The sequence below is a fragment of the Nocardioides sp. genome (assembly GCF_041913365.1).
GTDB lineage: Bacteria > Actinomycetota > Actinomycetes > Propionibacteriales > Nocardioidaceae > Nocardioides.
The window spans coordinates 133,851-160,620 of sequence record NZ_JAYSFM010000007.1 but is presented as its reverse complement, the minus strand read 5'-3'; the positions used below and the strand labels follow the sequence as shown (position 1 = coordinate 160,620).

Annotated in this window: 22 protein-coding genes and 3 riboswitches; of the genes, 9 read left to right on the top strand and 13 right to left on the bottom strand. The window is 71.4% G+C overall.

Annotation, left to right across the window (positions count from 1 at the left end):
• Positions 1–28 precede the first annotated feature (28 nt).
• Positions 29–955 (bottom strand): 2-hydroxyacid dehydrogenase, encoded by a 927-nt coding sequence (locus ACE3QY_RS16475; protein WP_374457128.1) that lies wholly within the window; start codon positions 953–955, stop codon positions 29–31.
• Positions 956–1,056: 101 nt separating this feature from the next.
• Here ACE3QY_RS16475 and ACE3QY_RS16470 point away from each other — a divergent pair, with 101 nt between their 5' ends.
• Genes ACE3QY_RS16470 through ACE3QY_RS16460 form a run of 3 tightly spaced genes read left to right on the top strand, consistent with a single transcriptional unit; the run spans position 1,057 to position 3,855 of the window.
• Entirely contained in the window at positions 1,057–1,968 is a 912-nt protein-coding gene (locus ACE3QY_RS16470; RefSeq protein WP_374457127.1) for an AEC family transporter, read from the top strand.
• 24 nt (positions 1,969–1,992) lie between these two features.
• Entirely contained in the window at positions 1,993–3,405 is a 1,413-nt protein-coding gene (locus ACE3QY_RS16465) for an FAD-binding oxidoreductase (RefSeq protein WP_374457126.1), read from the top strand.
• A 51-nt stretch (positions 3,406–3,456) separates the two neighbouring features.
• A complete protein-coding gene (locus ACE3QY_RS16460; RefSeq protein ID WP_374457164.1) occupies positions 3,457–3,855 on the top strand; it encodes a hypothetical protein in 399 nt (132 codons plus the stop codon).
• Between the two features lie 34 nt (positions 3,856–3,889).
• Here the strand turns inward: ACE3QY_RS16460 and ACE3QY_RS16455 are convergent, their stop codons facing one another.
• A complete protein-coding gene (locus ACE3QY_RS16455; protein ID WP_374457125.1) occupies positions 3,890–4,810 on the bottom strand; it encodes a peptidoglycan-binding protein in 921 nt (306 codons plus the stop codon).
• A 188-nt stretch (positions 4,811–4,998) separates the two neighbouring features.
• On the opposite strand from ACE3QY_RS16455, the gene ACE3QY_RS16450 reads away from it, so the two are divergent.
• Complete coding sequence (locus ACE3QY_RS16450) at positions 4,999–5,466, top strand: oxidoreductase (protein WP_374457124.1); 468 nt, start codon at positions 4,999–5,001, stop codon at positions 5,464–5,466.
• Positions 5,467–5,538: 72 nt separating this feature from the next.
• Here ACE3QY_RS16450 and clpB read toward each other — a convergent pair whose 3' ends face one another.
• From clpB to cobN, 3 genes are all read right to left on the bottom strand, one after another.
• Positions 5,539–8,127 carry an ATP-dependent chaperone ClpB gene (clpB, locus tag ACE3QY_RS16445; protein ID WP_374457123.1) on the bottom strand — a complete coding sequence of 863 codons (2,589 nt, stop codon included), beginning with the start codon at positions 8,125–8,127 and terminating at the stop codon, positions 5,539–5,541.
• A gap of 221 nt (positions 8,128–8,348) precedes the next feature.
• On the bottom strand, positions 8,349–9,083 hold the full coding sequence (cobF, locus tag ACE3QY_RS16440; RefSeq protein WP_374457122.1) for a precorrin-6A synthase (deacetylating): 735 nt from the start codon (positions 9,081–9,083) through the stop codon (positions 8,349–8,351).
• Positions 9,080–12,799 carry a cobaltochelatase subunit CobN gene (gene cobN / locus ACE3QY_RS16435; RefSeq protein WP_374457121.1) on the bottom strand — a complete coding sequence of 1,240 codons (3,720 nt, stop codon included), beginning with the start codon at positions 12,797–12,799 and terminating at the stop codon, positions 9,080–9,082. Before cobN ends, cobF begins: the two co-directional genes overlap by 4 nt.
• Before the next feature lie 42 nt (positions 12,800–12,841).
• A riboswitch (cobalamin riboswitch) is annotated at positions 12,842–12,950 on the bottom strand.
• 100 nt (positions 12,951–13,050) lie between these two features.
• On the opposite strand from cobN, the gene ACE3QY_RS16430 reads away from it, so the two are divergent.
• Positions 13,051–13,878 carry a nitrite reductase gene (locus tag ACE3QY_RS16430; RefSeq protein WP_374457120.1) on the top strand — a complete coding sequence of 276 codons (828 nt, stop codon included), beginning with the start codon at positions 13,051–13,053 and terminating at the stop codon, positions 13,876–13,878.
• Positions 13,879–13,911: 33 nt separating this feature from the next.
• Here the strand turns inward: ACE3QY_RS16430 and ACE3QY_RS16425 are convergent, their stop codons facing one another.
• Entirely contained in the window at positions 13,912–14,202 is a 291-nt protein-coding gene (locus ACE3QY_RS16425) for a hypothetical protein (RefSeq protein ID WP_374457119.1), read from the bottom strand.
• A gap of 94 nt (positions 14,203–14,296) precedes the next feature.
• Between ACE3QY_RS16425 and ACE3QY_RS16420 the strand changes: the two genes are divergently transcribed.
• The 4 genes from ACE3QY_RS16420 to ACE3QY_RS16405 all read left to right on the top strand — a co-directional run bounded on the left by ACE3QY_RS16420 (position 14,297) and on the right by ACE3QY_RS16405 (position 18,134).
• Entirely contained in the window at positions 14,297–15,022 is a 726-nt protein-coding gene (locus ACE3QY_RS16420) for a nucleotidyltransferase domain-containing protein (RefSeq protein WP_374457118.1), read from the top strand.
• Positions 15,016–15,147, top strand: a riboswitch (cobalamin riboswitch). Its footprint overlaps the gene before it by 7 nt.
• Before the next feature lie 28 nt (positions 15,148–15,175).
• Entirely contained in the window at positions 15,176–15,829 is a 654-nt protein-coding gene (locus tag ACE3QY_RS16415) for a precorrin-8X methylmutase (protein WP_374457117.1), read from the top strand.
• Positions 15,826–17,388, top strand: a complete 1,563-nt coding sequence (locus ACE3QY_RS16410) for a precorrin-2 C(20)-methyltransferase (RefSeq protein WP_374457116.1) — start codon at positions 15,826–15,828, stop codon at positions 17,386–17,388. The genes ACE3QY_RS16415 and ACE3QY_RS16410 overlap by 4 nt, the downstream gene beginning before the upstream one ends.
• Positions 17,385–18,134: a cobalt-precorrin-4/precorrin-4 C(11)-methyltransferase gene (locus ACE3QY_RS16405; protein ID WP_374457115.1), complete on the top strand. Its 750-nt coding sequence runs from the start codon at positions 17,385–17,387 to the stop codon at positions 18,132–18,134. The genes ACE3QY_RS16410 and ACE3QY_RS16405 overlap by 4 nt, the downstream gene beginning before the upstream one ends.
• A gap of 82 nt (positions 18,135–18,216) precedes the next feature.
• Here the strand turns inward: ACE3QY_RS16405 and ACE3QY_RS16400 are convergent, their stop codons facing one another.
• From ACE3QY_RS16400 to cbiE, 7 genes are all read right to left on the bottom strand, one after another.
• The gene (locus tag ACE3QY_RS16400) at positions 18,217–19,278 is read right to left on the bottom strand and encodes a hypothetical protein (RefSeq protein WP_374457114.1); all 1,062 of its coding nucleotides are present in this window, start codon (positions 19,276–19,278) and stop codon (positions 18,217–18,219) included.
• Positions 19,275–20,969, bottom strand: a complete 1,695-nt coding sequence (locus tag ACE3QY_RS16395; protein ID WP_374457113.1) for a hypothetical protein — start codon at positions 20,967–20,969, stop codon at positions 19,275–19,277. Before ACE3QY_RS16395 ends, ACE3QY_RS16400 begins: the two co-directional genes overlap by 4 nt.
• 131 nt (positions 20,970–21,100) lie before the next feature.
• Positions 21,101–21,376: a Fe-S cluster assembly protein HesB gene (locus ACE3QY_RS16390; RefSeq protein ID WP_374457112.1), complete on the bottom strand. Its 276-nt coding sequence runs from the start codon at positions 21,374–21,376 to the stop codon at positions 21,101–21,103.
• 78 nt (positions 21,377–21,454) lie between these two features.
• Positions 21,455–21,907: a hypothetical protein gene (locus ACE3QY_RS16385; protein WP_374457111.1), complete on the bottom strand. Its 453-nt coding sequence runs from the start codon at positions 21,905–21,907 to the stop codon at positions 21,455–21,457.
• Positions 21,908–22,007: 100 nt separating this feature from the next.
• Positions 22,008–23,627 (bottom strand): helicase, encoded by a 1,620-nt coding sequence (locus ACE3QY_RS16380; protein WP_374457110.1) that lies wholly within the window; start codon positions 23,625–23,627, stop codon positions 22,008–22,010.
• Between the two features lie 531 nt (positions 23,628–24,158).
• Positions 24,159–25,256, bottom strand: coding sequence for a GTP pyrophosphokinase family protein (locus ACE3QY_RS16375; RefSeq protein WP_374457109.1), 1,098 nt, complete (start codon positions 25,254–25,256; stop codon positions 24,159–24,161).
• 121 nt (positions 25,257–25,377) lie between these two features.
• The gene (gene cbiE, locus ACE3QY_RS16370) at positions 25,378–26,595 is read right to left on the bottom strand and encodes a precorrin-6y C5,15-methyltransferase (decarboxylating) subunit CbiE (protein ID WP_374457108.1); all 1,218 of its coding nucleotides are present in this window, start codon (positions 26,593–26,595) and stop codon (positions 25,378–25,380) included.
• 18 nt (positions 26,596–26,613) lie between these two features.
• Positions 26,614–26,750, top strand: a riboswitch (cobalamin riboswitch).
• Positions 26,751–26,770 lie beyond the last annotated feature (20 nt).

Below are 26,770 nucleotides of genomic sequence, written 5' to 3'. Positions count from 1 at the left end.
GTTCGTCAACCCCCGAGGAGCAGGCGTGTCAGCCCACCGGCGTCAGCAGTCGCCCCTCGTCGAGGTACGCCGCCACGTTGGCCAGGGTGAGGTCGGCCATCGCCTGCCGGGTCTCGACCGTCGCGCTGCCCAGGTGCGGCAGCAGGACGACGTCGTCGCGGCCGAGCAGGGCCGACGGCACGTGGGGTTCCGCGGCGAACACGTCGAGCCCGGCACCGGCGATCCGGCCCGCCTCGAGGGCGGCGACCAGCGCGTCCTCGTCGACCACCGAGCCGCGGGCGACGTTGACCAGGAAGCCGCGCGGGCCGAGGGCGTCGAGCACCGCGGCGTCGACGAGGTGGCGCGAGCCGTCACCGCCGGCGGCTGCCAGGACCAGCACGTCGGAGTCCCGGGCGAGCGTCTCGACGTCGCGGACATGGGCGTACGACACGTCCGTGCGGGCGCGGCGGTTGTGGTAGCTGATCGTGGTGCCGAAGCCCTCCAGCCGGCGCGCGATCGCCAGGCCGATCCGGCCCAGGCCGACGATGCCGACCCGGCTCCCGGAGACCCGCCGCGCGAGGGCGGGCGTCCGACCGGAGGCCCACTCGCCGCGGCGCACGAAGCGGTCGGCGGCGGACAGGCCGCGCATCACGTCGATCACCAGCCCGACGGCAGCGTCCGCGACGCAGTCGGTGAGCACGTCGGGGGTGTTGGAGACGACGACGCCCCGGCGGGCGGCCTCGGCGACGTCGGTGGCGTCGTAGCCCACGCCGAAGTTCACGATCGCCTCGAGGGCCGGCAGCCGGTCGAGGTGCTCGGCGCGCACCCCCCACACGCCGCTCGTCACCGCGACCCGCGCGCGGGCGGCCTCCTCCGCGGCGAGCTGTCCCAGCTCGCGAGCGGCGTACTCCCGCTCCAGCCGCGCGACCAGCTCCGGGCGCAGCGTGCCCACCATGACGACCGTCGAATCATCCACGCCGAGACGCTAGGGACGGCGGCCGGGCATCGTCCATTGCCGATCCGGCATGGACGCCGGCGCCCGTCGCGGGCCCGGCGGCTGGGAGCATGTGAGTCCTCATGGACCTGCTGATCGGCTTCACCACGATCCTCGTGGTCATCGCGGCAGGAGCCGGGCTGGCCCACGCCGGAGTGCTCGACCGGCGCTCGCAGCGCACCCTGGGCGAGATCGCCTTCTTCGTCGCCTCCCCCGCCCTCATGGTCGTCACGATCAGCCAGGTCCACCTCGAGTCCGCCGCCGCGAACCTCGTCGCCTCGTCGGTGTCGCTGGCCGTCTCCTTCGCGGCGTACGTCGTGCTGGCGCGGCTGCGCTGGCAGCTCTCGACCGGCCCGCTGCTGATCGGCGGGCTCTCCTCGTCCTACGTCAACGCCGGCAACCTCGGCATCGCCATGGCGGCCTACGTCGTCGGCGACATCACCGTCGTGGTGCCCGCGCTGCTCGTGCAGATGATGGTCGTGCAGCCGATCGCGCTGATCGTGCTCGACCGGATCACCGGCCGCGGCGAGGGCATCGCCTTCGCGCTCAGGCGCCTCCTCACCAACCCGCTCACCCTCGCGGCGATCGTCGGCGTCGTGCTGGCGGTCACCGGGTGGCGGCTGCCGCGCGTCGTCGAGGACCCACTCCAGCTGACGGCCGGGGCGGCGATCCCGCTGATGCTGATGTCGTACGGCGCCGCGCTGAGGCTGAGCCCGCCGCTCGGCAAGGCGGGCCACAACGGCGAGGTGCTGCTGGCCAGCGTCCTCAAGCTGGCCGTGATGCCGGTGGTCGCATGGGCCGTCGCGGTGGCGCTCGGCATCGAGGGACGCGCCCTGCTCGGCGTCGTGATCACTGCGGCCCTGCCCACCGCGCAGAACATCTTCCTGCACGCCACCCGCTACCGCGTCGGCGAGGACGTCGCGCGCGAGACCATCCTGATCACCACGCTGGCCTCGCTGCCGGTTGCCCTGCTGGTCGCCGTCGTGCTCGGCTGAGCACCCACCACCGAGGAGACACCCGTGACCGACCTGCTCGACCGGCTGCGCGACGCCGTCGGCGACGCCCACGTGCTGACGTCCGACGAGGACCTGGCGGCGTACGTCGTGGACTGGACGGGCGTGCACGCCGGGCAGGCGCTCGCGGTGGTCCGGCCGGCGTCCACCGAGGAGGTGGCCGCCGTGGTGGCGGCCTGCCACGGTGCCGGGGTCGCGATCGTCCCGCAGGGCGGCAACACCGGCCTGGTCGGCGGTGGCGTCCCGGACGCCAGCGGCAGCCAGGTCGTGCTCTCGCTCGCCCGGATGCGCACGATCCGCGAGGTCGACCCGGTCGCCGGCACGATCACCGTCGACGCCGGCGTCGTGCTCGCCGACGTGCAGGCCGCAGCGGCCGAGGCGGGCCGGCTGTTCCCGATGTCGCTGGGCTCGGAGGGCAGCTGCACGATCGGCGGCAACCTCGCCACGAACGCCGGCGGCACCGCGGTGCTGCGCTACGGCATGACCCGCGAGCTGGCCCTCGGCCTCGAGGTGGTGCTGCCCGACGGCCGCGTGTGGGACGGGCTGCGCGGGCTCCGCAAGGACAACACGGGCTACGACCTGACCCAGGTGTTCGTCGGGTCCGAGGGCACCCTCGGCGTCATCACCGGCGCGATCCTCCGGCTCTTCCCGCCGACCCCGCGGCACGCCACCGCGTGGGTCGCCGTGCCCTCGGTCGCGGCCGCGGTGTCGCTGCTAGCCCTGGCCCAGCAGCACGCCGGCGTGCACCTCTCAACCTTCGAGATCGCCAACCGACAAGCCATCGAGCTCGTCCTCGCCCACCTGCCGGGTGCCGTCGACCCGCTCAGCGAGCCGAGCGACTGGTACGTCCTGGTCGAGCTCGCCGGCTCGGAGTCGGACGACGGCCTCGACGAGGCGCTCGAGACGGTGCTCGGGGCGGCGGTCGAGGAGGGGCACGCCTCGGACGCCGCGATCGCCGGCAGCCCGGCCCAGCGCTCCGCGCTGTGGGCGCTGCGCGAGGGCATCTCCGAGGTCCAGAAGGTCGAGGGCGCGACGCTGAAGCAGGACGTCACCCTGCCGATCGCGGACCTCGCGGAGTGGACCGATGCGATGGGACCGCGGCTCCAGGAGATCCTGCCGGGCGTGCGGCCGGTGACCTACGGCCACGTCGGCGACGGCAACCTCCACTACAACCTCAACGCGCCGGTGGGGGACGACGACGCCCTCCGCGCCGCGGCCGCGGACCTCTCGACGGCGATCTACGACGCGGTGGCCTCGGCCCACGGCTCCATCAGCGCCGAGCACGGCCTCGGCCGGACGAAGGCGGCGGCAGCAGCGTCGTACAAGTCGGAGGTGGAGGTCGACCTGATGCGCGCGGTGAAGGAGGCCCTCGACCCCGAGGGCCTGATGAACCCGGGCGTCCTCCTGCCGCCTGACTAGGGTGGCGGGGTGAAGGCACAGACCCTCGGACGCGTCCTGCTCGGCTCCTTCATGGTCGGCGCGGGGGTGCTGCACCTGACCACGCAGCGCCAGGAGTTCCAGGCCCAGGTGCCCGACTGGTTCCCGGTCGACGAGGACCTCACCGTCGTCGGGTCCGGGGTCGTCGAGATCGGCCTGGGCGCGGCGTTCGTCGCGCTGCCGAAGCACCGCCGCACCGTCGGGGCGCTGCTGGCCGCCTTCTTCGTCGCGATCTTCCCGGGCAACATCGCGCAGTACGTCGAGGGCACCGACGCGTTCGGCCTCGACACCGACCGCGCCCGCTTCATCCGGCTGTTCTTCCAGCCCGTGCTCGTGCTCGCCGCGCTCTGGGGTGGCGGCTGGCTCAGCCGGCGGGCCGAGGAGCGCGAGGCCGAGCGTCTGGCGACCGAGGAGGTCGACTCCGGCGAGTGACCCCCGACGCATCCACCCCGACGGCCGGGGCGTGTCAGTACGTGTCGGCCAGCGTCGTGGCCATCGACTCCCACTGCGCATAGGCGTTGGGGCAGCACGAGCGCTGCACCGCGTCGGCAGCCAACGTCTTGCTCATCGACTCCCAGCCGGAGATGTCGAACAGCCCACGGTTGGTGGTGTACGCCGAGACGCCGAGGAAGCCCTGGGTGGCGTACGTCGGGTTGACGCACGCCGTGCCGCCGGAGCACCAGCCCTGGCTCGGCCGCTGCTGGAACAGGCCGAGCGAGTCGCGGTCGCCGAACTGGATGTTGCAGAGCTTGGACTCCTGCATCGCGGTCATCAGCGCGATGATCTGCGCGTTGCGGTTGCCGCCGGCGGAGCGGGTGGTGCCGAGGATCGACTGCACGTTGGCCACCTGCGCCGTGCTCAGCGACGAGGCGGTCGAGCCGCCGGTGGAGTAGCACAGCGTCTGGTCGTAGGTCTGGCTCCAGCCGAGCAGCTCCTGCCACGTCGCCGTGTCGACCGTGCCGGTCTGCGGAAGCCCCCGACTGGCCTGGAACGACACGACCGAGGCCCGGGTGCCGGAGCCGAAGACGCCGTCCACGACGAGGTTCGCGCCGTACTTGTTGAGCTGGGTCTGTGCCGCCTTCACCGCGCTGGAGTCGGCCGAGCCCTGGCTGACGGTGACGACGAGCCGGGGCCAGGTGCCGCTGCCGGCGATGCCGTCGACGGGCGAGATGCCCTGCGCCGACTGGAACGACTTCAGGTTGGCGGTGGTGCCGCTGCCGAAGGCACCGTCCGCGGTGGTCGGGTAGCCGCGCGAGGTGAGCAGGTGCTGCAGCGCCATCGCGTTGTTGTTGCGGGACTGGCCGGCCTTGGTGATCGGCCAGGCGCTGGCCGCCTGGGCGGGCGCCGCGGTCATCACGGCGGCCGTGGCGAGCACTACGGCGAGCACGGCGCCGAGGACTTTCAGGCATGGGCGTAGCAGGGTCGAACGGTGCATGGAGGAGCTCCCGAGAGAAGTGCCCCGGCAACCGGTCCAGCACGGGGCGCGTGCGCTCGACCCTGCCAAGTGCCCGCACGAGGGGTCAAGGCAGGAGCACAGACCTCGACCAAAGTAGGACGGCGTACGACGATCGAAGGATGACCACGATCTACGACGCGGCCGGCGGGCTGGAGGTCTTCGTCCGGCTGGCCGAGGCGACCCACCAGCGCTGCCTCGCCGACCCGCTGCTCAACCACCCGTTCTCCCACGCCGACAACCAGCCCGACCACACCGAGCGGCTGGCGGCGTACTGGGCCGAGGCGCTGGGCGGCCCGCCGACGTACACCACCGAGTGGGGCGGCAGCGAGTCGCACGTGCAGCGGCTCCACGCCGGCGAGGCGGAGTACACCGTCGAGGCCAGCCCGCGCTTCGTCCAGTGCGTGGTCGACTCCTTCGACGAGGCCGGCGTGCCCGACGACCCGGCGGTGCGGCAGGCCATCACCGACTACGTCACCTGGGCGGCCACCGGCCCCTTCCAGGCCTGGGGCCGCTCCAAGGACGACGTCCCCGACGACCTCGCGATGCCCCACTGGGACTGGGACGGCCCCGTCCCCCTCGGTGCTTGAGGTGCGAGCGCAGCGAGCCTCGAAACCACGCCGATCGTGGCTCCGAGGCTCGTCGCTGGCGCTCCTCGCGCCTCAACCAGCTAGCAGGCTCAGGCCGTCCTCGCCGACGTCGACGGTGACGGAGCCGCCGTCGGTGACGTCGCCGGCGATCAGCTTCCGGGCGAGCGGGTCGCCGATCGCGGACTGGATCAGCCGGCGCAGCGGCCGGGCGCCGTACGCCGGGTCGTAGCCGGTCTCGGCCAGCCAGGCGCGTGCCGCGTCGGTCACCGCGATGGTGATCCGCCGGACCGCGAGCCGCTTCTCCAGCAGCGCCAGCTGCAGGTCGACGATGTGGGCCAGGTCGTCCTTCGACAGCGCGTCGAACATGACGACCTCGTCGAGCCGGTTGAGGAACTCCGGCTTGAAGTGCGCCCGCACCACGCCCATCACCGACTGCTTCTTGGCCTCCGGCTCCATGGTCGGGTCGACCAGGAAGTTCGAGCCGAGGTTGGAGGTGAGGATCAGCAGCGTGTTGCGGAAGTCGACCGTGCGGCCCTGGCCGTCGGTGAGCCGGCCGTCGTCGAGGACCTGCAGCAGGATGTCGAAGACCTCGGGGTGCGCCTTCTCGACCTCGTCGAGCAGCACGACGCTGTAGGGGCGTCGCCGCACGGCCTCGGTGAGCTGGCCGCCCTCGTCGTAGCCGACGTAGCCGGGAGGGGCGCCGACGAGCCGCGACACCGAGTGCTTCTCGCTGTACTCGCTCATGTCGATGCGGACGATCGCCCGCTCGTCGTCGAAGAGGAAGTCCGCCAGCGCCTTGGCGAGCTCGGTCTTGCCGGTGCCGGTGGGGCCGAGGAAGAGGAACGAGCCGGTCGGCCGGTTGGGGTCGGCGATGCCGGCGCGCGAGCGGCGTACGGCGTCGCTGACCGCGGTGACGGCCTCGCGCTGCCCGATCAGCCGCTCGCCGATGACCGACTCCATCTCGAGGAGCTTGGCGGTCTCCCCCTGCAGCATCTTGCCGGTGGGGATGCCGGTCCAGGCCTCGACGACGTCGGCGATCTGCTCGGCGCCGACCTCCTCGCCGACCAGCGGCTCGAGGTCGACGGCCTCGGCCTTCTCGACCTCGGCGATCTGCTTCTCGAGCTCGGGGACCTTGCCGTACTGGATCTCCGAGGCACCCGCGAGGTCGCCCTCGCGCAGCTTCTTCTCGGCCTCGATCTTCAGCGCGTCGAGCTGGCGGCGCAGCTCACCCTCGCCCTGGAGCTGGTCCTTCTCGCGCTCCCACCGCGTCTCGAGCCCACGCAGCTCCTCCTCGCGGTCGGCGAGGTCCTTGCGCAGCACCTCGAGGCGCTCGCGGGACGCGTCGTCGGTCTCCTTGTCGAGGGCGAACTCCTCCATCTTGAGGCGCTCGACCTGGCGACGCAGCACGTCGATCTCCTCGGGGCTCGACTCGTGCTCCATGCGGAGGCGCGAGGCGGCCTCGTCGATGAGGTCGATGGCCTTGTCGGGGAGCTGGCGACCGGTGATGTAGCGGTCGGACAGCGTGGCGGCGGCGACGAGCGCGGCGTCGGTGATGCGGACGCCGTGGTGCGCCTCGTACTTCTCCTGGATGCCGCGCAGGATCTGGATGGTGTCCTCGACGGACGGCTCGCCGACGAAGACCTGCTGGAAGCGGCGCTCGAGCGCGGGGTCCTTCTCGATGCGCTCGCGGTACTCGTCGAGCGTGGTCGCGCCGATCATGTGGAGCTCGCCGCGGGCGAGCATCGGCTTGAGCATGTTGCCGGCGTCCATCGCGGAGTCGCCGCCAGCGCCCGCGCCGACGACCGTGTGGAGCTCGTCGATGAACGTGATGACCTGCCCGCCGGCGTCCTTGATCTCCTCGAGGACGGCCTTGAGCCGCTCCTCGAACTCGCCGCGGTACTTCGCCCCCGCGACCATCGCCGCGAGGTCGAGGCTCAGCACGCGCCGGCCCTTGAGGGAGTCGGGCACGTCACCGGCGACGACGCGCTGCGCGAGTCCCTCGACGACGGCGGTCTTGCCGACGCCGGGCTCACCGATCAGCACGGGGTTGTTCTTGGTGCGCCGCGACAGCACCTGGATCACGCGGCGGATCTCGGCGTCACGCCCGATGACCGGGTCGAGTCGCCCGTCCTCGGCGGCCTGGGTGAGGTCGACGGAGTACTTCTCCAGCGACTCGTACGACGCCTCGGCGGCCTCGCTGGTCACGCGGCGGTTGCCGCGGACGGCCGTGATGGCCTCCCGGAGACCGTCGGCGGTGAGGCCGGCGTCGGTCAGCACCTTCTGTGCCGGCGACTCGACGGTCGCGATGGCGACGAGCAGGTGGTCGGTGGCGACGAAGTCGTCCTTCATCGACGCGGCGAGGTCGAGCGACTGCGCCAGGACACGGGTCAGCGCGCCGGAGGCGCTGGGCTGCTGGACGGTCGACCCGGTGGCGCGCGGCAGCTGCTGCTGGACGCCCTCGGCCTTGGCGAGCAGCGTGGCCGGGTCGACGCCCGCCTTCTGCACGAGGCTCCGGCTGGTGCCGTCCTCCTGCTTCAGCAGGGCGACGAGCAGGTGGATGGGCTCGGTGTTGCTGTTGCCGCCAGTGGTGGCGGCGAGCTGGGCAGCCTCGATCACCTCACGGCTGCGCGTGGTGAACTTCTCGGCACCGAACTGGCTCAACTCAGGTCCTCCTGGGTCACGATTGTCTGCGCGGGACCAACTCTGGTCCCACCTGATCCAACGCGCCAGAAGTTGAGTCGATTCCCCTCAACTTTGAGAATTTCGCCCAGCCGGACCATGCCGTCGAGCGAGGGGCCGGTTGTTCGCCTCACGCATCGCAGGACCGGCGTGTCGCACGAGAGCTGCCGCGTGTCGCGATCCAAGTACGCCAGAAGCGGCCCCTACACCTCGCGACGCCGGAGGAGGTAGGTGTCCATCACCCAGCCGTCGAGCTCCTTGGCCCGGGCTCGAGCGGCCCGGATGTCACCGACCACGGAAGCCAGCGGCCCGGCGACGAGCTCCTCGTGGGGGCTGCCGAGGTTGGCGCCCCACCAGATCTCCCACTCGCCGTCGAGCTCCGCGCACTGGAGACGACCGTCGAGCATCACCACGAGGTTGTCGTGCCCGGCGGCGACCTCGTCGGCCAGCCTGCGCCCGGTCGTCACCAGCACCGGCCGGCCGACCTCGTGGAGCACGACGCGGTGGCGGGCGGCCAGGAGCGAGAGCGCGGAGACGCCGGGCAGGACGTCGTACTCGACGCGCAGGCGGTCGACCACCCGGATCGTCGAGTCGTAGAACGCCGGGTCACCCCAGACGAGGAAGCCGACCGTGCCGGGACGTGAGGCGATCACGGTGCCGTACGCCGCCGCCCGCGCGTCGTGCCAGTCGAGGACCGCGCCGTCGTAGTCCGCAGGGTCGTCGCGGTCGCGTGGCGGGTCGGCGACGGCGACCAGCTCGACGCCGAGCTCCGCGCAGATCGCCCGGCGCAGCGCCAGGAGGGGATCGGCCGGCCCCTTGTCGGCGGCGATGACGTAGTCGCAGCCCGCGATCGCCTCACGGGCCTCGGCGGTGAGCTGCCCGGGGTGGCAGCCGATCCCGACGACCCGCACCCGCGTGGCCGTGCCGGCCTCGATCATCGGTCCTCCAGCTCGCCCTCGACGTCGAGGTAGACCTGCTGGAGCGCGGCCATCACGTCGGCGTCCGGCGACTCCCAGAGCCCGCGCTCGGCGGCCTCGTGGAGCCGCTCGACGATGCCGCGCAGCGCCCACGGGTTGGAGGTCCGGAGGAACTGCTGGTTGGTCTCGTCGAGGACGTACTCCCTGGCCAGCGACTCGTACATCCAGTCGTGCACCACGCCGGCCGTCGCGTCGAAGCCGAAGAGGTAGTCGACGGTCGCGGCGAGCTCGAAGGCACCCTTGTAGCCGTGTCGCTGCATCGCGCCGATCCACCGCGGGTTGACCACGCGGGCACGGAAGACGCGGTTCGTCTCCTCCTGCAGCGTCCGGGTCCGCACCGCGTCGGGCGACGTCGAGTCACCGACGTACGCCTTGGGGTCGCTGCCGGTCAGCGCGCGCACGGTGGCGACCATGCCGCCGTGGTACTGGAAGTAGTCGTCGCTGTCGGCGATGTCGTGCTCGCGGGTGTCGACGTTCTTCGCAGCGACCTTGATCCGGCTGTAGTTGGTGCGCATGTCGTCGGCCGCTGGAGCACCGTCGAGGTCGCGGCCGTAGGCGAAGCCGCCCCACGACGTGTAGACCTCGGCGAGGTCGTCGTCGTTGCGCCAGTTGCCCGACTCGACGACCTGCAGGATCCCGGCGCCGTACGACCCGGGCTTGGACCCGAAGATGCGGGTGGTCGAGCGGCGCTCGTCGCCGTGCTCGGCGAGGTCGGCGCGGGCGTGGGCGCGGACGTGGTTGTGCTCGTCGGGCTCGTCGAGGCCGGCCACCAGGCGGACGGCGTCGTCGAGCATCGCGACCACGTGTGGGAAGGCGTCGCGGAAGAAGCCGGAGATCCGCACCGTGACGTCGATGCGCGGGCGGCCGAGCTCGTCGAGCGGGATCACCTGGAGGTCGTTGACCCGGCGGGATGCCTCGTCCCACACCGGACGTACGCCGAGCAGCGCGAGCACCTCGGCGATGTCGTCGCCGCTCGTGCGCATCGCGCTCGTGCCCCACACCGACAGCCCGACGGACTGCGGGTAGGAGCCCGTCTCGTCGACGTACTTCGCGACGAGGGACTCGGCCATCGCGTGGCCCGTCTGCCACGCCAGCCGGGACGGGACCGCTCGCGGGTCGACGGTGTAGAAGTTGCGGCCGGTGGGCAGCACGTTGACCAGCCCGCGCAACGGCGATCCGGACGGACCGGCCGCGATGAACCCGCCGTCGAGGGCGTGGATGACCGCGTCCATCTCGTCCGTCGTGCGGGCGAGGCGGGGCACGACCTGGGTGGCGGCGAACTCCAGCACCCGCTGGACCTCCGGGTCGTCGTGGAGCTCGGCAGCCCGGGCGACGTCCCAGTCGGCCTTGTCCATCTGCTCGACGAGGTCGCGAGCGATCGCCTCGACCGCGTCGACGTCGGCCGTGGTCTCGATACGCCGCTCGTCCCTCGCGGCTACTCGACCACCTTGTGCAGGTGGTCGAGTAGACCCCGAGGAACGAGGGGTCGTATCGAGACCCAGTCCCAGCGCCGTCCGCAGCCCCGGTACCGCCTGCGCCTGCCCGCCGAAGACCTGCGCAGCGCGGAGGATCGCCAGCACCAGGTTGACCCGCGCCTCACCCGACGGCGCCTCGCCGAGCACGTGCAGCCCGTCGCGGATCTGCGCGTCCTTGATCTCACAGAGCCAGCCGTCGACGTGCATGATGAAGTCGTCGAAGTCCTCGGCGTCCGGCTGCTCGTCGAGCCCGAGGTCGCGGTGCATCTCGGCGGCGTGCATCAGCTGCCAGATCTCGCCGCGGATGGCCGGGAGCTTGGCGGGGTCCATCGCGGCGATGTTGGCGTGCTCGTCGAGGAGCTGCTCGAGGCGGGCGATGTCGCCGTACGACTCCGCGCGCGCCATCGGCGGCACGAGGTGGTCGACGATCGTCGCGTGCGCGCGCCGCTTGGCCTGTGCGCCCTCACCGGGGTCGTTGACGAGGAACGGGTAGACCATCGGCAGGTTGCCCAGCGCCGCGTCCGTGCCGCAGCTCGCGGACAGCGCGGCGTTCTTGCCGGGCAGCCACTCGAGCGACCCGTGCTTGCCGAGGTGCACGACCGCGTCGGCCCTGAAGCCGTGCTCCAGCCAGCGATAGGCCCCCAGGTAGTGGTGGGTCGGCGCGAGGTCGGGGTCGTGGTAGATCGCGATCGGGTTCTCGCCGAAGCCGCGCGGCGGCTGGATGAGGAGTACGACGTTGCCCGCCCGCACCGTGGCGAGCACGAGCTCGCCCGCGTCGTTGACGAACAGCGAGCCCGGCGCCTCGCCCCACGCCTCGACCATGCCGGCCCGCAGGTCGTCGGGCAGGTCGCGGGTCCACTCGGCGTACTGCTCCTGCGTGATCCGCACGTGCGCGTCGGTGAGCTGGGCATGCGTCAACCACTCCTCGTCCTGCCCACCCGCGGCGATGAGCGCATGGATCAGCGCATCGCCCTTCTCCGTCTCGGTCGCGTCGCGGTCGAGGATCTCGACGACCTCGCCGGCGCCCAGGTCGTACCCCTCCGCCCGCAGCCGCTGCAGCATCCGGATCGCGGAGACGGGGGTGTCGAGCCCGACGGCGTTGCCGATGCGGGCGTGCTTGGTGGGGTACGCCGACAGCACGAGGGCGAGCCGCTTGTCGGCGTTCGGGATCCGGCGCAGGCGTGCGTGCCGGACGGCGATGCCCGCGACCCGCGCGCAGCGCTCGGGGTCGGCGACGTAGTGGGGCAGGCCGTCGGCGTCGACCTCCTTGAAGGAGAACGGGGCGGTGATGATGCGGCCGTCGAACTCCGGGATCGCGATCTGCGTCGCCGAGTCGAGCGGGCTCACGCCGTCGTCGGACGCCTCCCACTCCGCGCGGCTGCTGGTCAGGCAGAGGCCCTGGATGATCGGGATGTCGAGCGCCGACATCCGCGCGACGTCCCACGACTCGTCGTCCCCGCCCGCGCTGGCGCCCGCCGGCACGCTGCCGCCCGCCGCGAGGACGGTCACGACCAGCGCGTCGAGCTCGCCGAAGGCGTCGTACAGCTCGTCGGGCGCAGCCCGCAGCGACCCCGCGAAGATCGGCACGCCGACCGCCTCACCCGTGGCATCGATGGCGTCGGCCAGCGCGTGCGCGAAGGCGGTGTTCCCGCTCGCCTCGTGGGCGCGGTAGTACAGCACCCCGACCTTCGGCACCCCAGCCGTCGGTTGAGCAGCCGCCCCCGCCACAGGTGGTCGAGTAGCCGCCGAGGAACGAGGCGGCGTATCGAGACCCGACCGCGCCGCAAACCCCCACTGCGGCAGCACCGCCGGCGGCTCGAACCCCTCGCCGGTCAGCAGGACCGTGTCGGAGAGGAAGGCGTGGAGCTGGCGGAGGTTCTCCGGGCCGCCCTCGGCGAGGTAGCGGTGGGCCTCGGCCGCGACGCCCATCGGCACCGACGACAGCTCCATCAGCTCGGCGCTGGGTGACTGCTCACCACCCAGTACGACGACGGGCATCCCGGTCGCGGCGACGCGCGTGAAGCCGGAGCACAGGTCCTGCGGCGAGCCGAGCAGCCGGCCCACGACGAGGTCGCAGCCCTCGATGGCCTCGGCCATCGACTGGTGGCCGGGCCGCGCCGGGTTGGCGAGGACGTAGTCGGCGCCGGACGCCCGCGCGCTCAGCAGGTCGGTGTCGGACGTGGACAGGAGTGCGATCCGCACGGTTCCTCCTCGGGGTTCTCGCCCCTGGTGACTGGATCCGCGTGGGCCAGTATCTGGCTACGGGCCGATCGATCTGGCCCTCACAGTGGCGGAACCGCCCCGGGCTTGCACCGGGTTCCTGGGTCCCACGCGGAGTGGTGCCGCGAGCCTAGCGCCCCGCCCCGGTGGTTGAGGTGCGAGCGCCCACCCCGCCGGTTGAGCAGCGAGCGAAGCGAGCGTGTCGAAACCAAGGCCGTGCAATCATCCGCCCCATGGAGCGGACCCGAGGCGACCTGTGCCCGGGCGTCTTCCGCCCCTGGCCGGCCGACGACGGTGCCCTGGTCCGCCTGCGCATCCCCGGCGGCCACCTCGCGCGTACGACGCTGAGCGCGCTCCTCGACGTCGCCGAGACCTACGGCGACGGCCGGGTCCACCTCACCAAGCGGGCCAACCTCCAGCTGCGCGCCCTGCCGATGGACGACGACTCCGTCCCGGCGGAGGCCGTCGACGCGATCCGCACGACCGGCCTGCTCCCCCACCCCGACCACGAGCTGGTCCGCAACCTCCTGGTCTCGCCGCTGACCGGCCTCCACGGTGGTCGTGCCGACCTCCGGCCGGTGACCACAGAGCTCGACGAGCGCATCTGCGCGACGCCGTCACTGGCGAAGCTCCCCGGCCGCTTCCTGCTCGTCCTCGACGACGGCCGCGGCGACCTCGTCGACCGCTTGTGCGACCTCGGCCTCGTCGCGCTCGACGCGGAGACGGTCCAGCTGCGGATCGGCAGCACCCACTGGGGTCCCGTCGTCCCGCTGCACGAGGCGGCCGCCCGCCTGACCGGCCTCGCCCGTGCCTTCCAGCAGGTCCGCGACAACGCCTGGCATGTCGACGAGCTCCCGGTCCCGCCCGCCTCGCACGACGCCGACCCGCACCAGCCCGCGGCGAGCGACCCCCCGGCGTACGGCGAGGTCGTGGACGGCATCACGCACGTCGAGGTCCCCGACGGCGTACTGGACCGCACAACCCTCGAGGCGCTGGGCGAGCACCTCGTCGTCACCCCGTGGAAGTCACTGATCTCGATCGCACCACAGGTGGTCGAGTAGCCGCCGAGGAACGAGGCGGCGTATCGAGACCCCTCAGACGTCGTCGCCCCGGCGCGCACTCCCGAGCCACACCCCCGTAGCAACAGCACCGGTCAACGCCATCAGCGCTCCACCCACCGCCACGACGCCGCCGGCGAGAAGCCTCAGGTCCGCACCTTCGTGCGGGGCGTCGAGCTCCGGAAGGGGCGGCCCGTTGTACAGGCCTTCCACGCGGTAGCTCACCGGCTCCGGCGTGTGCTGGAGCACCAGCGCGAGGCCGACGACGACCAGCACCAACCCACCCGCGAGCAGCAGTGCGACAGTCCGCTTGAGCCGGTCGTCCATGTGTCCCCCTGTGATCGAGCGCCGAGGCTAGCGGTCGACACGTCGCTCCGTCCCCGGAACGCATCTCCCGCTGGAGCCAGTCCAGACTGGACCCGTGACCCGACCCGACGCCGAGACGGCCGCCCGCTCGCTGATCGCAGAGCGCTTCCCCGACGCGTGGCAGGCGTGGCTGTCCGGGTCCGTGGTGCTCGGGCACGCGACCGCGACGTCCGACCTCGACATCACCGTGGTGCTGGACGAGGCCGAGGTCCATCGCGAGTCGCTCGTGCACGAGGGGTGGCCGGTCGAGCTGTTCGTGCACACCGAGTCGTCGATCCGCCACTTCGTCGCCAAGGACCGGGCACGCCGACGCCCGACGATGGCGCGCCTGGTCGCGACCGGACTCCCGCTCGTCCCCGGCGACGCCGGCGAAGCACTCCGGGCCGAGTGCGCAGCGGCGGTGGCCGCCGGCCCCGACCCGCTCAGCGCCGAGGAGCTGACCTTCCAGCGCTACTCGCTGACCGACCAGCTCGACGACCTCGTCGGCGGCGGTTCCCCGGGCGTCGTCGACGCCGTCGCGATCGACGTGTGGCGTGGCACGGCCGAGCTCCTGCTCGCCTCGGGAGGATGGTGGTCCGGCACCGGCAAGTGGCTCGTCCGCGAGGTGGAGGCGTTCGACGCCGCCCGCGGTACGACGTACGCGACCCACCTCCACGACGGGCTGCACGCCGCACTGGCCGGCGATCCGGGCGCCCTCGTCGAGCTCGCCGACGAGGTGCTCGAGCAGGTCGGCGGTCGGCTGTGGTCCGGCTTCCGCCTCGCGGCGACGATCCCGGACTGAGGCGTGCCCTAGGCTGCCTCCGTCACGCGACGCAGGAACCCGGTGCGAGTCCGGGGCGGTTCCGCCACTGTCAGGTCCCCGAGAGGGGATCGAGCCAGACACTGTCCGCGCGGCGTACCTGCCGACCAGGGGCGCGAACCCCGAGGAGCCGTGATGAGCCTGCTGTCCCGCCCGACCCGACGCTTCGACTACGTCGCCGACGGCGCCACGATCTACGACGAGTCCTTCGCGACGATCCGCCGCGAGGCCCGCTTCGACCACCTACCGGCCGATGCCGAGCGCGTCGCCGTCCGCATGGTCCACGGCACCGGGCAGACCGACCTCACCGACGACCTCGTCATCCACCCGCGCCTGGTCAGCGCCGCGCGCGCGGCGCTCGAGGCCGGCGCGCCGGTCATCACCGACGCCCACATGGTCGCCAGCGGCGTCACCCGCGCGCGGCTGCCGAAGGACAACGAGGTGCTCTGCGCGCTGCACGACCCGCGCACCCCCGACCTCGCGATGCTGATGGGCACCACCCGGTCGGCCGCGGCGTTCTCGCTGCTCGAGGACCAACTGGAGGGGTCGGTCGTCGCGATCGGCAACGCCCCGACCGCGCTCTTCCACCTGCTCGAGATGCTGCTGGACGGCGCTCCGCGGCCGGCCGCGATCGTCGGCTGCCCGGTCGGCTTCATCGGCGCCGCCGAGTCCAAGCAGGCGCTGGAGGACGTCGATCTCGACATCCCCTACCTCACCGTCCGCGGCCGCCGCGGCGGCTCGGCGATGACCGCCTCGGCCCTCAACGCGCTGGCCCAGGAGCAGGAGTGACCGGGCGGCTGTACGGCGTGGGCCTCGGCCCCGGCGACCCGGAGCTGATCACCCGCAAGGCCGCGCGCCTCATCGAGTCGGCGGACGTGATCGCCTTCCACGCCGGCGTCGGCAAGACCTCCAACGCCCGCACCATCGCCGCCGACCTCATCCCGACGACGGCGATGGAGGAGGAGCTCCGCTACCCCGTCACCACCGGCACGACCTCGCACCCGGGTGGGTACGCCGGCGCCATGGCGGAGTTCTACGAGTCCTGCGCCTCGCGCCTGGCCGCGCACCTGTCGGCTGGTCGCACGGTCGTGGTGCTCGCCGAGGGTGACCCGCTGTTCTACGGCTCGTTCATGTACCTCCACGACCGGCTGGCCGACCGCTTCGAGACCGAGGTCGTCCCCGGCGTACCCGCCTTCGCCGCCGCCACCGCCGTCCTCGCCTCGCCGCTCGTGCGCCAGACGGACGTGCTCACCGTGCTGCCCGGCACCCTCCCGGTCCCCGAGCTCGCCCGCCGCCTCGCCGACACCGACGGCGCGATCATCATGAAGCTCGGCCGCCGCTTCCCCGGCGTCGTCGATGCCCTCCGCCAGGCCGGCCGCCTCGAGCACGCGCTGTACGTCGAGCGCGCCTCCATGCCCGCCGAGCGCTGGATGCCCGTGGTCGACGTCGACCCGGCCTCGGTGCCGTACTTCTCCCTCATCGTCGTCCCCGGCGACACCCTCGCCGACGACCCGACGGGACGAAGGGGCTCCGCGCCGGTTGAGCAGCGAGCGCCAGCGAGCGTGTCGAAACCAAGCCACCCGGTGGTTGAGGTGCGAGCGCAGCGAGCCTCGAAACCACACCCCCTCCGGGTCATCGGCCTCGGCCCCGGACCCGACCGCTGGCTCACACCGGAGGCCACGGCAGCCCTGGCAGACGTCGACCACGTCATCGGCTACGCCCCGTACGTCAACCGCGTCCCGCAGCGCGAGGGCCTCACCCGCCACGCATCGGGCAACACCGTCGAGGTCGACCGCGCCCGCCACGCGCTGACCCTCGCGCAAGGCGGCGAGAAGGTGGCCGTGGTGTCCGGCGGCGACGCGGGCGTCTTCGGGATGGCGAGTGCGGTGCTCGAGGCCGCCGCGGACTTCCCTGACGTACCCATCGAGGTCCTGCCGGGCGTCAGCGCCGTCCAGGCGGTCGCGGCGAGAGCGGGCGCCCCCATCGGCGCGGACTTCGCGGTCGTGTCGCTGAGCGACCGGCTCAAGCCGTGGCCGGTGATCGAGCGGCGGCTGCACGCGATCGCCGAGGCCGACCTCGTGCTCGCGGTCTACAACCCCGCGTCGCGCAGCCGCACCACGCAGGTCGCCGACCTGCAGAAGCTCTTCCTCGAGCACCGCAGCCCCGACACGGTCGTCGTGGTCGGCCGCGACGTCGGTCGCGCCGAGGAGTCGCTGACGGTGACCACCCTCGCCGAGCTCGAGGCCGACACGATCGACATGAAGTGCCTGCTCATCCTCGGCGCCTCGTCGACGCGCGTGACCGCGGCCGGCCAGGTCTGGACGCCTCGCTTCGTGGAGTCGGAGTGACCGTCCACTTCGTCGGCGCCGGCCCGGGCGCGGCCGACCTCATCACCCTGCGGGCCGCGTCGCTGCTCGCGGCGGCCGACGTCGTGCTCTATCCGGGCACCTACCTCGACGCCGAGGTCCTCTCGCACTGCGCCGGAGCACGCCAGGTCGACACGCAACGCCTCGACCTCGACCGGATCACCGCGGTCATGGTCGACGCGGCCGCCGACGGCCTCGAGGTCGTCCGCCTCACCTCCGGCGACCCCTCCCTCTACTCCGCCCTCGCCGAGCAGACCGCCCGCCTCGATGCCGCCGGCGTCGCGTGGGACGTGTGCCCGGGCGTTCCGGCGTACGCCGCCGCTGCCGCCGCCGTCGGCCGCGAGCTCACCGTCCCGCTGGTCGCCCAGTCGGTGGTCCTGACGCGCACCCAGGCGCGCTCGACCGCGATGCCCGAGACCGAGTCGCTGGCCGCCTTCGCCGCCACCCGCGCCACCCTCGTCCTGCACCTCGCGATCACCAGGACCCGAGCGCTGGCGGAGTCCCTGGTCGACGAGTACGGCGCCGACTGCCCGGCGGTCGTGGTCCACCGAGCCACCCAGCCCGACGAGCTCGTCCTCCGCGGCACGTTGTCCAACATCGCCGACCAGGTCGAGGAAGCCGGCCTCACGCAGGCAGCGGTGATCCTCGTCGGCCGAGCCCTCGCCCGCGGCGGCGCCGAGTCCTGGCTCTACACGGCCGACCGCCCACGCACGTCAGTGGAGCCCTGAGCCCGTAGGTCCGGCTCGGGCCTCCACTGTCCGACGTCATGCCCGCAACGGCACCGCCGGCGACGGACCCGGACGGGGCAGGTCAGGCGTCGGGGTCGAGGCTGCGCTCGCGCGGCAACCCGAAGGGGCGGTCGGCCGGCAGGTTGACGCCCTCCTCGGTGCCCTCGACGACCGTGCACTCGCCGCTCGGGACGGTGCACCTGAGGAGGACCGGCGAGGTCCAGTCGACCTCCGACCCGTCCCTCGACGGGGTTGTCGCGACCACCGTGAGGTCGTCGATCCACCCGCCGAGTCGCCACTCCTCGAGCGGCGGACCGGACACGTCCGGTGAGCCGAGCGGGCCGGTCGCGTCGGGGACCGAGGTGGTGACCCGTTCGCCGCTGGCGGACTCCAGCACGGGCGTCGCGCCGAATTCCTGGGCCGGGATCTGCCACGAGCGGTCGGAGTTCCACAGGGGCGGCGTCCGGTGCAGGGACTGGTACCACTCGGTCTGGCGGATCGCGTCCCAGTCGAGCTGGTCGGTGGTCGAGTCGCCGGTCGACAGGTCGTAGGTGATGAGCTCGTCGAGCCCACCGACGTACGCCGTGCCGTCCACGACCCCGAGCATGCTGACGGGCGCGTCCTCGTAGAGGTCCGTCCAGTCGACGTCGTCCGACCCGGACGGGACCAGGCCCTCGTCGCTGCGGACGACCACCTCGCCGCTCGTCACGTCGACCACGACCGCCTCGGCCGCGCCGGCGCCCTCCTCGAGCCGGTCGATGAACGCCAGCCAGCGGCCGTCCGCGGACGTGGTCAGGCCCCCGATGGCGGGGTGCGCGTCGAGCTCCTCGACGCCGTCGGCGGTTGCGACGCTGAGCGACGGCAGCCGGTTGCCCTCCAGGTCACCGGGCTCCGCGGACGCGAACCACACTCCCGGCCCCGCGACGACGTACGACCCGGCGGGTTCCCCGAGGTCGATGCTCGCCCCGGCGGCGAGGTGGACCGTGCTGCCGATCGCCCAGACCAGGTTGTCGCTGTCGACGGGTGTCGACGAAGAGGGCCAGCGCTCGCCGCCCGCGCTGGGCTCCTCGTCCTCCCCACAGGCGCTCGTCAGGACGAGCACCCCGACGAGGGCGGCACCGAGCAGCGGGGTCCGAGACATCACGAGACGAATCGTTGCAGGAAGCCGAAGAGCCCGTCGCTGCGCGAGTCGGCGTCCTCGTAGTCGTTGGCCGCGGCGATCAGGCCGGACGCGGTGGTGTCCGAGGACAGGCGCGACTCCTCGATCCACGTGGCCGTCGTGTCGACGTACGAGTCGACGGTCGAGACCAGCGCGCCGGCACCCGGCGCGACGCCGAGGCTGGAGGGCGGCAGGTTGAGCCGCGACACCCTCTGCTGGGCGCGGTCGAGACCGCGCTCGGCCTCGACGAACCACGAGCTCGCCGCCTGCAGGGTCGCCGGCACCACGTCCACAGAACCTGAGAGCCCGAGCTCGTCGTAGGGCGTGAGCGTCATGAAGGTCCCGCCCCAGAGGTCGGCGGGGTCCTTGCCGTCGGGCGAGACGTACGGCGAGGCGCCGGACTCGTGGGTCGTGGCGATCCCGCCGGGGAGCATCGCCAGCCCCTCCGACATGTTGGGCAGCTCGACGGTGCGGATCGGGTCCGGCAGGCTGCCGCCGCCGGTGACGTCGCCGAGGTTGTAGCTCTGCAGCTCGCTGGTCCTGTCGCGACCCCACGACGTGCTGAAGACGATCTCGTTGCCGCGCACCGCGATGCCCTGCGTCTGCGCCGGGATCTCGTACGGGCCCTGCTCGCCGCCCCAGCTCTTGGTCTGCGGGTCCCACGTGTAGGTGTACATCTTCCCGGGGCCGTCCTCGTCGAAGCTGCCGACGTACATCGTGTTGCCGCTGACGGTGCTGCTCGCGCCGGCGCCGACGTGGATGGGCGGGCCGCTGGGATGCACCTCCGAGGTGGGCGAGGCGCCGCTGAGCTGGGAGAGGGAGTACGGCACCATCGTCGGGTCGCGGTCGTCGCTCGACGCCACCCACACCGTGCCGTCGTGGACCACGACACCGCCGGCGTGGTTGGGCGGCAGCCCGGAGCCGCCGCCGAGCTCGACGGTGTTGAGCACCTGGCCGGTGTCGGGGTCGATGATCGTCAGGTTGGCGAGGTAGACGGTCTCGCCGGTCTCGGGATCGACGGCCTTCTCGTAGCCGGTCTGGATCAGGTTGCCGGTCTCCGGGTCGAGGCCGAGCCCCTGCGGCGTCCAGCCCCGGTCGTCCTGGCCGGTGCCGAAGGTCTCGGGGATGACCGGGCCCGGCATCGTGCCGTGCTCGAGGTCGCGCAGCATCGACTTCACCAGCCCGAGCTCGGCCCAGTCGGACTCGTCGGTGCTGTAGGGGTCGGTGGCGAGGAAGTCGCGCGCCGTCGCGAGGTCGTCGGCGTAGAACCCGCGGACCTGGCCGAGGTTGTTGACCGCGGTGAACATGAGCAGGAACATCCCGAGCGCGTCCGCGGCCTTCGGCTTCTCGCGGCGGAACCAGCCGATGACCTCGCCGGCCTGCTTCTCCATGTGGTCGTAGCCGTCGGCGGCCACCTCGAGCGCCAGCGTGACCCGGTTGAGGCGGTTGAAGCAGATCTCCGACGACGCCCGCGTCGCCCAGGCACGCATGTTGTACGACCTGCGGCCGGCGTCGCTGTCCCACGACGGCCGGTCCTGGGCGTAGCGGATGAGCTCGATGCTTTCCCGCACCTTCGCCATCGCGTCGGTCGTGTCAGCGGCGACCGAGCGGATGGTGCCCGAGCTGCCCGACGTCATCTCGGCGTACAACGGCTCCGGGCCGATCCCCACCCCCATGCGATCTCCCCCTGTCCGTGGCCGGCTGCCCGGCACGCAGGAAGGATGCCACCGAACCGGCGTCGTCAAACGTCCAGCCGCACGAGGAGCCCCGGACCCATGACGGGTCCGGGGCTCCTCGAAGGGGTACGTCAGGCCTGCTGGCCCAGCGCGAACTGGATGTTGCCGTCCTCGTCCACGCCTCCGTCCAGCACCATGCCGTCCAGCACCTCGGCAGCGTTGGCGTCGACCCAGACGGTCGCACCGTCCTGCTCGATCACCTCGTCACCGGCAGCGGCGTGGTCGGCAGGGCTGACGGACAGCGACTGCCCGTCGGGCTCGGTCGCGATGCGGACGCCGGTCATCTCCGGCACTTCCTCCGCGAGCTTGTTGACGATCTCGGTCACGTTCTCGGTGAGAGCAAGCATGGGCTCTCCTCCCGTATGGCGAATGTGTCCCTCCCACCATGTCGCGAACGACCGAGCCACACAAACCGGGCGTCGGCCTCAGTGCTGTCCCGGGTCCTGGGCCGGCGGCTCGAGGTGCGTCTCGTCGAGCTGGGCGAGCGTCTCGGTGAGGAGTCGTCGCATCTGGCTGCGCTGGTCGGCCTCCGCCTGGCGCAGCGAGGCGATCTCCGCCTCGAGCGCCGCCTTCTCGTCGGCGAGCCCGGCCATGGCCGTCGTACGCTCGCGGTCGAGGTCGGCGGCCTGCTCCTCCTGGGCGTGCGCCAGCTCCGCCGCGGCCTGGTCAGCCTTGGCTCGTGCGTCGCTCACCAGCGACTCGGCCTCCGCCCTCGCGTCGGCGACGAGCTGGTCGGCCGTCATGGCCGCCATCTCGAGGGTCCGGGCCGCGGACGTCGCTCCCGGAGTGGCGGGCCTGGCGGGCTCGGTGGCCGCGTCTGACTCGTGGCCGGGCGCGGGCAAGGTGTCCTCGGTCGGGAAGTACTCGGAGCTCGACATGTTTCCCCCCACGGGTGCGTGCGTGCCTGCGCTCAGTGTGGGGGCTCAGGGCCTGCGCTGTCGCCACTTGACCAACATTTCTCGACGCGGACTCCTCCGCTCACGCGCCGTCCTCGGTCAGCGCCGTGGCGGGCAGCCAGTCGGCGCCGAGCAGCTCGGCGACGTTGACGAGTCCGGTGGTGTCGCTGCCCACGGTGTCGGAGGCCGCGGCGATCCGCTCCACCATCACTTTGCCGACCTGCTCCTCGACCGTGCCCTCGGCGTAGGCGATGTGCCACGGCGAGACCTGGTGGTCACGGTGGGTGCGGCCGGTGATCTGGCGTCCGGCGATGCCGGAGAAGCGGGCCTGGTGGAAGACGCCGACCCGCGGCTCGGTGCTTGCCGTACGCCCGTCGGCGAGGGTCTCGCCGGCGTGCAGGCTGATCGAGGCGACCGTGGTGAAGACGCACACCTTCGCCTCCCCGGTCTGGAACCGGAGCCGCTCGGCCTCCGGGTCGAACCGGTCGCGGCCGTAGATCGTGGCGACCTCGATGCCGGAGTCACGCAGCCGGTCGGCGATCGGGTCCGCGGCCGTCGCGACGAATTCGACCGAGCACGCCACCTGCCGCTCGGCCTCGACCTGCTGTGCGATCCAGGCGACCGTCGAGTCGACACGGATCAGCCCTGCCTTCTGCCGGAAGCGCAGGAGCGCGGCCCGCCCCTTGGCGACGTTGCGTCCGCGCCTGGCGAGGTCCATCTCCCGGCAGAACTCGCCCCACTCGGCAACGTATGCCGCCCGCTCCGCCGGCGACAGCGCCACCGGCATCCCGGAGATCGGCACCGGCCCCCAAGGCGCCGCGCGGTGCAGCATCGCCGGCGGCCGCTCCTCGTCGAGCCAGCCGCGCACGAGCTTGAGGTCCGCAGCCCGGCGGGCCGGGTCGGTGGTCCACGTCGCGCCGTACCGTCCCCGCTCCACCCCGACGCCGTGCCGCTCGAGCGCGTCGGCGAACAGCTCGCCGGGCTTGGTCGCGTTGGTCCACTCCTTCATGGGCTCTCTCAGGACCTGCGCGTAGGCAGGGGCGAGGTACGGCAGCTCGAGCGGCGTGTGCCCGGGCGTGGCGGTGGTCGCGATGACGAACGGTGCCGTGTCGTGCGGCCTCCCGTGCCCGGAGATCCGGGCCCACAGCTTCCACCGCTTCGTCGTCGTACGCCGCAGCGCGTGCGCCTCGTCAGCGATGATCACGTCCCAGGCGTGGTCCTTGACCTTCTCCAGCCGGTCCCACGTGATCACGACCCACTCCAGGCCGCCGTCCCCCAGCGCCGTGATCGTGCGGCACCAGTGGCCGATGGTGATCGCTGCCGGCCGGTCGGCCACGACCAGCACTCTCTTGGCACCTCTGAGGTCGCCGACCGCGATCGCACCCAGGACCGCGGAGATCGTCTTGCCCACGCCGGGCTCGTCGGCGAGCAGGAACAGCCGCCCGCCGGCTTCCGCGCGCGCCGCGATCGCGTCGGCCGCTTCGAACTGGATCCGCCGCGGCTCGAGGGTGTCGGTGGCCTCGGGGTTGGGGGTCGGGTCGTCGGGGTTGAGGGTGTTCTCGATGAACCGCCCGAGGGTGTGCGGCCCTGGGGCGTACGCCTTCAGGTGTTCGGGCAGGTTTCGTCCGACGTGCAGGTGGGTCTTGACCGCCGGATGCCAGCTCGCGCCCTCGACCTGGGTGCCGTACGGCACGTCGAGCACCCACACCCGCTCACCCGGTCCGGCGGTAGGCAGCGGCCTCGGCTGCTTTGTGCCCCTTCCGCGCGGAGGCGCGCTCCGGCGACGAGCGCTTGATCGTCGAGAGCTGGCCACCTCCCGACGTTATCCGGGCCTTATGTCCGAGCCCGGTTTGCCTCGCCCTTCTCACCGCTTTGGGAAAATTGACACAGGCTCGCGACCGATTCAGTCGTGCTCTCCGGAGCCCGACCGCGACCCCGGTGCCACCGCAATATGGTGCTTGCGCAGTGGCCAGCGGCGCCTCGGCTCCGAGCGGGCCCCTCCCTAAGTCTGGCCGACAGGCAGCGCTCGGCGACCACGTGTCCGTCACGTTGGGCGATTCTGCCCCCTTTTCATCCTCGGATGGCCGGACGGGCGAATGAGCCCCCGCGCGTGATCGCCCCATCGAATGTCGAGTGCAACTCTGTTGCCTATGCAGAGATTAGATCGCGACTGATCCCCGGCAATTCGTGAATACAGTCGCACCGATACTCCCACCTGGGGGAAACGGCCGGATCAATCGTCACCGCCTTCGTCGGGAGAGACGATTTCGCGCAGTGCCGTCATGATCCCTTGCGCAAAATGAATCTCTCCGTCGTCCACGAGGAAATTGTAGGTGGCTTCACTTCGCTTAATTGCAACCAGCGCAAAGATCACCACGTCCTGCGGGAGCGGTCGCGGGCGAAACTCGTGAGCGTCCGCAGAATTCGCGAAGGCGCGAAGTAGCTCGACATTTGACACCACTTCATCCATAAATTCGGCTAGATCTCCGACGCTCTGTAGCCCGGCTATCTTGGCGGCGCGCACCAGCCGTCGATCAGCACCATCGTGACCCCGATCGACCCATTCGTCAGCGTCACTACCCACGTCGCGGGTATCAAAATCAGCAGCAATTGCAGCTTCTGCTATTCCGCGCCATGGCAGCCTATCCTTGGCCGCTTGGAGCGAGTCGAAGTCCAGGGGGAGGTCGCGCCACTCCTCGCGGTCAACAACAGCTCGATACTCACCTCTCAGGTCTCGCATGTCTCTCCGAAAGTCGTCGAACAGCTCGTCACTAGTCTCAAGCAGTGCCGCGATACGAAACAGTTGGCGACGGAGAGCCTTAGGCGCGTCACCTTCGTCCTTGTAGTCGAGGCCGTGACTAATGCTTGCCCACGCGTGCTGAAGAATCGAGCGGACTTGAACCTCGGCGACCACGCCTTCGTTTGCTTTCCACTCTCGCAATGCCGCGCGCCGGGTGTCCAGTTTGACGATTAGATGTTCGCTCGCATACCCGAATGACTGAGGGGACTCAGCACCGTGGACCACATGCTCGAGAATTTCAAATTCATGCTTGATTAGCTCCACGACAGCCTTGACGTCTTCTGCATGACGCGTAACGATGCGAAGACCACACAGATCCGTAATCTCGTCTAGCGACGAGTACTTTGGATTAGAAAGCTTTTTCGAAAGACTCGCGGCATCTTTTGGCCGCCCTGTTATATAGTCAACAGCTATCTCGGCATCATTTACCAACTGCGCAAGCAACACCTCGAGCGCGCTCGCGAATGCCGCGATAGATGGCAATCGCGTTTGATAGACAGAAATCGCGGCCTGAACTTCTCGGTCTTCCACAGTATTGGCCTTCGGCTAGTTGCGAGGTCGTGGCAAGTAGAAGTATGCCCTACTCAACATGACAGGCTGTCTGGTCCGCTCCAGTTGCTTTTTTCTAGGAGAGGCGGATCCATCTAGCTGGTCAACCAGACTGAGCACTGTTATATCGCCACGAGGTCACTGTGCGCTTTGGTGCCCAGCCGTCAAGGGAACCGATCGCTTCGACAATCTCGACACTGAAGCGGGTGAGCTCGCCGCCGTGGTCGGCGTACGCCTTGGCGAGGAGTGTCTCGGTCTCGAGGGTGACGCCGTGGACGATGAGGCGGCCGCCGGGCTTGATTGAGCTCAAGCAAATGTCGAGGACGCCTTCGCGGGTGGCGCCGCCGCCGATGAAGATGGCGTCCGGGGGTTCGAGGCCGGCCAAAGCTGAGGGGGCGCGGCCTTCGACGACCTGGAGGTCGGGGACGCCCAGGGCGTGTGCGTTGCGCGCGATCCGGGCGGCTCGTTCGGGGTCGGACTCGATAGCGATCGCGCGGCAGGTGGGGTGGGCGCGCATCCACTCGATGCCGACCGAGCCGGCGCCGGCGCCGACGTCCCAGAGGAGCTGGTCGGGGGCGGGCTTGAGGCGGGCGAGGGCGGAGGCGCGGAGGTCGCGCTTGGTGAGCTGGCCGTCGTTCTCGAACGCTGAGTCGGGGAGGCCGGGCGCCCAGGAGGCGAGGCCGTTTCCGGAAACCTCGATGGCGATGACGTTCAGCGCCGGCGAGGACGCGGACCACGACGAGGCGACACCCGCGACCGAGGACTCGGTCGAGGAGCCCAGATCTCCGAGAACGGTCATCGAAGACGAACCCCAGCCAGCGGACGTCAACAGTGCAGCGACCGAAGCAGGCGTCGAGGCATCCGACGACAGCACCAGGATCCGGCGTCCCGGAGCGCACTCGCGCAGCACTCGGGCCACCGAGCGCCCCACGACGGTGATCACCGCGCACGACTCAAAGGACCAGCCCATCCGCGCCCGAGCCAGCGAGACCGACGAGACCGCCGGCACCACCCGCACCGGAGCGCCGTACTCCAGCAGCGTCGTCGCGACCCCGGAGACCAGCGGGTCGCCGGACGCCAGGGCGACGACCGGGCGACCGGCGTACTCCGCGAGCAAGGACGGCAGGCCAGACGAAAGCGGCGACGGCCACGGCACCCGCACCTGGCCGTCGACGGAGGGCACGAGCGAGAGGTGTCGCGAGCCACCCCACAGCACCGACGTCTCCAGCACCAGCGACTGCGATGAGGGCGCGAGGCCGGAGAAGCCGTCCGCCCCGATCCCGACGACCACGATCTCCGTGGGCACACCAGTGGACGACATGGCCGCAGACGCTATCGTGGCCCGCACTTGGCGAGAGGTGCCCCGAAGTCTGGGGAGAATCTGGGAAGTCGGTGAGATTCCGACACAGGGCCCGCTGCGGTGACCGAGGCACGACCTCGGAAGTCCGAAGACCGGCCTCCCGCCGCCCATGAAGATGGCAACGAGAGCGGGAGCC

Bases quoted from the DNA above. Each gene is read 5' to 3' on its own strand.
- ACE3QY_RS16470 (WP_374457127.1), top strand. From the start codon at position 1,057: ATGGACCTGCTGATCGGCTTCACCACGATCCTCGTGGTCATCGCGGCA.
- ACE3QY_RS16460 (WP_374457164.1), top strand. From the start codon at position 3,457: ATGGTCGGCGCGGGGGTGCTGCACCTGACCACGCAGCGCCAGGAGTTC.
- ACE3QY_RS16450 (WP_374457124.1), top strand. From the start codon at position 4,999: ATGACCACGATCTACGACGCGGCCGGCGGGCTGGAGGTCTTCGTCCGG.
- cobF (WP_374457122.1), bottom strand. From the start codon at position 9,083: ATGATCGAGGCCGGCACGGCCACGCGGGTGCGGGTCGTCGGGATCGGC.
- ACE3QY_RS16430 (WP_374457120.1), top strand. From the start codon at position 13,051: ATGGAGCGGACCCGAGGCGACCTGTGCCCGGGCGTCTTCCGCCCCTGG.
- ACE3QY_RS16425 (WP_374457119.1), bottom strand. From the start codon at position 14,202: ATGGACGACCGGCTCAAGCGGACTGTCGCACTGCTGCTCGCGGGTGGG.
- ACE3QY_RS16415 (WP_374457117.1), top strand. From the start codon at position 15,176: ATGAGCCTGCTGTCCCGCCCGACCCGACGCTTCGACTACGTCGCCGAC.
- ACE3QY_RS16395 (WP_374457113.1), bottom strand. From the start codon at position 20,969: ATGGGGGTGGGGATCGGCCCGGAGCCGTTGTACGCCGAGATGACGTCG.
- ACE3QY_RS16390 (WP_374457112.1), bottom strand. From the start codon at position 21,376: ATGCTTGCTCTCACCGAGAACGTGACCGAGATCGTCAACAAGCTCGCG.
- ACE3QY_RS16385 (WP_374457111.1), bottom strand. From the start codon at position 21,907: ATGTCGAGCTCCGAGTACTTCCCGACCGAGGACACCTTGCCCGCGCCC.
- cbiE (WP_374457108.1), bottom strand. From the start codon at position 26,595: ATGTCGTCCACTGGTGTGCCCACGGAGATCGTGGTCGTCGGGATCGGG.